Origin of the sequence: Mesorhizobium sp. M1273, from assembly GCF_040318195.1 — a bacterium.
GTDB lineage: Bacteria > Pseudomonadota > Alphaproteobacteria > Rhizobiales > Rhizobiaceae > Mesorhizobium.
Genome location: NZ_JAMYLV010000051.1, coordinates 22,474 through 28,486, shown reverse-complemented (window position 1 = coordinate 28,486; position 6,013 = coordinate 22,474). Strand labels below are relative to the sequence as shown.

3 protein-coding genes and 4 pseudogenes are annotated in these 6,013 nt (G+C 62.0%); 4 read left to right on the top strand and 3 right to left on the bottom strand.

From position 1 onward, the window contains the following. A pseudogene (locus tag NKH30_RS31050) lies at positions 1-731 on the top strand (IS1380 family transposase); the annotation flags it as partial. 190 nt (positions 732-921) lie between these two features. Further along, positions 922-1,064 (top strand): annotated as a pseudogene (locus NKH30_RS31045) (LysR family transcriptional regulator); the annotation flags it as partial. On the opposite strand, the gene NKH30_RS31040 reads toward NKH30_RS31045, so the two are convergent. Together NKH30_RS31040 and NKH30_RS31035 are read right to left on the bottom strand one after the other, a co-directional pair. Beyond that, on the bottom strand, positions 1,051-2,256 hold the full coding sequence (locus tag NKH30_RS31040; protein ID WP_352835502.1) for a beta-ketoacyl-[acyl-carrier-protein] synthase family protein: 1,206 nt from the start codon (positions 2,254-2,256) through the stop codon (positions 1,051-1,053). The pseudogene NKH30_RS31045 and the gene NKH30_RS31040 overlap by 14 nt on opposite strands. Continuing rightward, on the bottom strand, positions 2,257-2,532 hold the full coding sequence (locus tag NKH30_RS31035) for an acyl carrier protein (RefSeq protein ID WP_023679611.1): 276 nt from the start codon (positions 2,530-2,532) through the stop codon (positions 2,257-2,259). Between the two features lie 575 nt (positions 2,533-3,107). On the opposite strand from NKH30_RS31035, the pseudogene NKH30_RS31030 reads away from it, so the two are divergent. Beyond that, a pseudogene (locus NKH30_RS31030) lies at positions 3,108-3,209 on the top strand (LysR family transcriptional regulator); the annotation flags it as partial. Between the two features lie 97 nt (positions 3,210-3,306). After that, positions 3,307-4,651 (top strand): annotated as a pseudogene (locus NKH30_RS31025) (IS1380 family transposase). A gap of 694 nt (positions 4,652-5,345) precedes the next feature. Here NKH30_RS31025 and NKH30_RS31020 read toward each other — a convergent pair. Beyond that, entirely contained in the window at positions 5,346-5,561 is a 216-nt protein-coding gene (locus NKH30_RS31020) for a helix-turn-helix domain-containing protein (protein WP_352453550.1), read from the bottom strand. Positions 5,562-6,013: the final 452 nt, after the last annotated feature.

Sequence of the window (6,013 nt, the reverse complement as noted above, 5' to 3'; positions counted from 1 at the left end):
TTGCATCGACGATCCGCGCTGCCCGGACCAGGTCGTCCACAGCCTGGCGGACATGATCGGCTTTCGCATGAAGATGATCGCCGCCGGCTACGAGGACGGCAACGACGCCAACCGGCTGCGCCGCGATCCGGTCTTCAAGATGGCCCAGGATGCGCTGCCGTCGGGTCGGGATCTGGCGTCGCAATCGACGCTGTGCCGGCTGGAGAACCTACCCGGCGTGCGGGAGCTGGTCGCGATGGGACGGGCGATGGTCGATCTCTATTTGCGCCTCGTTCCGGCAGGTGCCGAAGCGGATCGTACTCGACATTGACGACACCTTCGACGCTGTGCACGGAGGCCAACAGCTTCGCCTGTTCAATGCCCACCATGACGAGTACGGCTTCCAGCCGATCGTCGTGTTCGATGGTGCGGGACGGTTCGTCAGCGCGATCCTGCGACCGGCCAAGCGGCCGAGTGGGGCTGAGATCCCCCCCCACCTGCGCCGTCTGGTGCGGGCGATCCGGATCAACTGGCCGAACATTCGAATCCTGCTCCGCGGCGATAGCCATTATTGCAACCCGCAGGTCATCGACTGGTGCCGCGCCAACGACGTCGACTTCATCTTTGGCCTCGCGCCCACCACGACCCTGCGCAAGCATGTCGCGGATCTGGAGGCCAGCACGACGGCGCGCTTCGAATCGTCGGCCAAGACAGGCAAGGTCCGCAGGTTCAAGGAGTTCGTTGACGGCGCCCGCGGCGCGGCCGGGCCGGCAGCACTCAGGCGACTATAACGGGCGCAGAGCCGACCCTGCGGCTTCCAGACATTGTCGTGTACAGCTTCAGACCCTCAAGCCGAGCCCGCAGGGCCTCGCTTACCTTTTACGGGGCGGCGTTACGTCCAAGCCGCTTCAACAGTTAAGAATTTCGCAAAGACGATAACCCCGGGTCGTCGAGCTTCCGCTGCCACTTCCCGCATTCGCCGAGGCGGTCAATGACCCGCCCTTCACAATAGTTATCCGGCAAGCATCTGGATGCGAGAGATCATGTTGCCGGAGGCATCTCTCATGGCTTCTACACCTGCCTGAACGCCAGAACCGCGTTCGTGCCGCCAAAGGCGAAGGAGTTGCTCAGTGCCACGCGCACCTTGCGCTCGCGTGCCACATTGGGCGTGACGTCGAGATCGCAATCGGGGTCCAGCTCACGATAATTGGCAGTCGGCGGCACGACGCTCTCGCGGATACCCATCACGCAGGCGATCAACTCGAGCGCGCCGGACGCGCCGAGGCAATGCGCGTGCATGGACTTGGTAGAAGAAATGGACATTGAGAAGGCGTGCTGACCGAAGACGCGCTTGATCGCCGCCGTCTCGATCTGGTCGTTGGCCTTGGTGCCGGTGCCGTGCGCGTTGAGATAGTCGACATCCTCGGCGTCCAGCCTGGCATCGGCAAGGCAGGCCCGCATTGCTGCCTCCGGCCCCTCGACAGTCGGCGCGACGATGTCGGACGCATCGGCGGAAAGGCCGGCACCGGCAATTTCGGCAAGGATGGTGGCGCCCCGAGCCAGGGCATGCTCGTAGCTTTCCAGCACCGCCATGCCGGCGCCTTCACCAAGCGACAGGCCCTGGCGATCGGCCGAGAATGGCCGGCAAGTATCGGGCGAAAGCACGCGGATCGCTTCCCATGCCTTCAGCACACCCCATATGAGCGGCGCTTCGCTGCCGCCGGCAAGCATCACGTCGGCCCGGCCGAGCCTGATCTGGTCCACCGCGCAGGCAATCGCATGGTTTGCCGAGGAACAGGCGGACGTGACGCCGAAGACCGGCCCGCGCAGGCCGAGACTCATGCTGACCTGGCCGGCAGCGGCACCCGGCATCGCCTTGGGTACAGTCAAGAGAGCGGCACGCTTACCGCCCAGAAGGATGGCGCGGTAGGTTTGCTCGATCGCATCCCACCCGCAGCCGCCAACGCCCACCGTCGCACCGAAGCGATAGCTATTTCTCTCTTTGGAGGAAAGTCCGGCCTGACGCATGGCTTCGCGCGCCGCAAGCACAGCGAGCAGGCTGAAGCGGTCCATGGAGATGAGTTGCTTGCCGTCGATGTCATGCTCCGGCAGCGCCTTGATCTCGGCACCGATCCTGACCCTCAATTCATGGAGCTCGGAGTTGACGATTGGGCCGATGGCGGAGCGGCCTTCTCGCATCTCTGTCCAAATGGCGGCGGCGTTGGTCCCAAGCCCGCAAATACCGCCAATCCCAGTAATCACGACGCGCCTGTCCATTCACACCCCCTTAGCGAGCAAGCTGCGCACGGCTTCCACCATGTCCCCAACATTCTGGAGATCCGACCATGCCTCGGCCGTATTCATCTCGATCTCGATGCCGTAGGCCTGCTCCAGGTCCCAGAGAACGTCCGCCAATCCCAGTGAATCGATACCGAGCGAAGTCAGTCCCGTGGCAGCCGTTATCTCGCCGCCTGTGGCAGGCGCTATGCCGCCCTCCGACGCGGCGCGCTTCTTGATCATGGCGATTATTTCGTTGGCGAGTTGATCTGCCATCTTGTTCCTTTCCAGCTTGCGTTTTCGGCGTCGTTCAAAACCCGAGTCGCGTCGCGTTGCCAAAATTGCCCCTCATAGAGCCTGTGCGACCGACCAAGCCCAATGCCCATAGGAACCGGACGAGTTCCGGCTTCTGCGGCGTCAGCCCGATGACGAAGAAAAGTCGCCGGCCTCCCGCTTTTGCGCCAGCACATCAAGAATCTGCGTGTAAATGGATAGGAACCGTCGTAAAACGTCAGCTAAACGCTGCGACGGTGGGTGCTGTCAGCGTATTCACTCGGCACCTCATATGTAATCGAGATGTTTCATAGCTCCGGACCAGTTGCGATCAACTATTGTACCGGTCCGCCATTCGTCGGAGAGTTCGACATGATCGGAGCGCTGCCTCTCATTCCCAGTACAATCTCCACCGCACGCGACAGATTTCCTCTTTCGGGCTCTTCTCAAGGGACTCGCCACGCGATAGAGGCAGTGATCGGCGCACGTGAGGTCCTGCCAAGTCCATGCGACATTCCGGAAAATTGGTAAAATCGTTTGTTTCAATCAAATGCATCCACGCTATGGATAGCTAAGACATGCGTTTCAAAGGGCTCGATCTGAATCTTCTCGTCGTTCTCGACGCGCTGCTGAGCGAGCGCGGCCTCACGGCGGCGGCACGCCGCATCAACCTAACCAAATTCATGGGGGTTGGTGGATGTGGCGCAAGCCGTTGAAATGACGTAGGATTTGGTTGCTTAAGCCGATCCGAACCATTTCCCGGAGACCACACCCACCATGAACGATCTTGCGCTGCCGCTGAGCGGTTTGTCATCAGTCGGCGGCAAGTCCGTCGTCGCCCGTTTCGACGGCGGCATGCTGTCGTCCAACAGCGGCGTTCTGGCCTTGGCCGAGGTGGAAAAGCGGTTGCGGGTGGCCGAGCGTCTGGCGCATTGCATCGACGATCCGCGCTGCCCGGACCAGGTCGTCCACAGCCTGGCGGACATGATCGGCTTTCGCATGAAGATGATCGCCGCCGGCTACGAGGACGGCAACGACGCCAACCGGCTGCGCCGCGATCCGGTCTTCAAGATGGCCCAGGATGCGCTGCCGTCGGGTCGGGATCTGGCCTCCCAATCGACGATGTGCAGGCTGGAGAACCTGCCCGGTGTGCGGGAGCTGGTCGCCATGGGGCGGGCGATGGTCGACCTCTACTGCGCCTCGTTCCGGCAGGTGCCGAAGCGGATCGTGCTCGACATTGACGACACCTTTGATGCCGTGCATGGCGGCCAGCAATTGCGCCTGTTCAACGCCCATTATGACGAATACGGCTTCCAGCCGATCGTGGTGTTCGACGGCGATGGCCGCTTCGTCGGTGCGGTTCTGCGGCCGGCCAAGCGGCCGAGTGGGGCAGAACTCTGCCCCCACCTGCGCCGCCTGGTGCGGGCGATCCGGAGCAATTGGCCGAACACCCGGATCCTGATCCGGGCCGACAGCCATTATTGCAGTCCGCCGGTCATCGACTGGTGCCGCGCCAACGGTGTCGACTTCATTCTCGGCGTGGCGTCCACCACCACATTGCGCAAGCATGTCGCGGACCTGGAAGTCAGCACGCACGCTGGCGCGTTTTGAAGCGTCGGCGAAGACGGACAAGGTCCGCAGGTTCAAGGAATTCTTTGACGGCGCCGGCAGCTGGAGCCGTGTCGAGCGCATCATCGCCCGGGTCGAGGTGGGCGCCCAAGGCGCCGACACCCGCTTCATCGTCACCAACCTTGCCGGTGGCAAGGCCAAGGCGCTCTACGAGGATGTCTACTGCCGGCGCGGCGCTGCCGAGAACCACATCAAGTCGTGGAAGACGCATCTCGCCGCCGACCGCACCTCCTGCACAAGAGCGACGGCCAACCAGTTCCGGCTCTTCCTGCATGCCGGCGCCTACTGGCTCATGTGGGGCCTGCGCGCCCCAATGCCGAAACGCTCGAGCTTCGCAGTCGCCCAATTCGACACGCTGCGACTGCGCCTCATCAAGATCGCCGCGCGCGTGGTCGAGATGAAAACCCAGATCCGCCTGCACCTGCCGACCTCCTGCCCGGACCAGCGCATCCTGCGCATCGTGCTTGATCGGATCCCGCAGCTCGTGACGTAGCCGACGGGGCGCCAACGCCCCGAAACGAACCCGCCGACCGCAACCCGCAAACCCCCGCCTGCCATCACGACGGAGCAATCCCGGCGCCTGACGAGGCGCGTGGAAAAGCACCGCAACGGCGACCACAACGTCGCTTCAGGCCTTCAAAAGCTTATTGCCGTGCATCAAGGCGGCTAGAAGCGCGCCGGCAGCCTGGCGGGGGGCTTGGGGTTAGACTGCCGGCGCACGCCACTCATGAAGAGCGGCCCCTTTTTGCGGTTCCGACACCCATAGTCAACCCGGCAGCGTCTGGATGCCCGCTGTGCTCTTTTCAGAGCGGCTCGCGATGCCGGCCATGTCGGCCGATCCTGCCTAGGATGGGGGGCCACTCTCGTCGGCCGAGTTGATGCTCCAGCCAGTATCGCCTTGCCGACCAGCATGAGTTCGCCGTTAGCAATCCATCGTCGCGAGCCGATGCTATCGTGCACGTGTCGCAGCACTCCGGGCGGCTATATCGCCGAAGACAGCATGACGAAGTTCCAACTTCCTGTTCGGCGAGCCCGTGTGCAGTTCCTGAATCGGACAGTGGACGAGAATTCTCTTGGCGGTACTGCGCCAGAAGGCATTCGCGTCCAACGGAATCAAGCGACGACTATCAGCCGCAAACTTCACATCACAAGAGCGGTCTTCCACCCATTGCAGATTATCCGACTGATCAGGCGGCGTCCGATATGTCCGACTCTGCCTCGAGAATTCCCACAGGTATGGACAGCGATCTCGCTATCCGATTCCGATAGCCCTTATTGTACTTTAGACCCCGCTCGATGTTTTGGATTTCCTGAGCGGCAAGCCCGCACGCGACCGCGAGGTCCTCGATTGAATACCCAAGGTGCTCACGATAAGCGCGGATGATGTGGGTCCCCTGCGACATAGCCGTCAAGACTGGCTCGGGAATGCGCGAATCCTTCATAAACATCTCCAAGAAGATGGGAGCGCCTGACAAATCGGGAGATTTCCTCCCCGACCCTGGCGCACACCCAGCAAATCAAAAAAATGGACGTCCATTCGGCCGGACCGGCCTCATCCATGGAATGGGCCACTTGAAATTGGCAGCCGGGTCGGAATATGGCGGCTCACCTGCTTCTGATCAAGTTCTAAGAACCTGCCCGCCACGAGATGGCCTGATCGGCTGTAGCGCATTCGACCTGCGATCCTACACGACTCATTCTCCCCGATGGCTTTCTTGAACAGCAACTCGAACTCTCACTGACGCCTCCAGTGGCTATTCGCGGCACCGTCCACCCAGCCTCGCGGACGCTGATACCTTCGACCAATTTCCACCGCCGATGCAGCGAAGATGGACAAGCATCGCCACCTATAAAG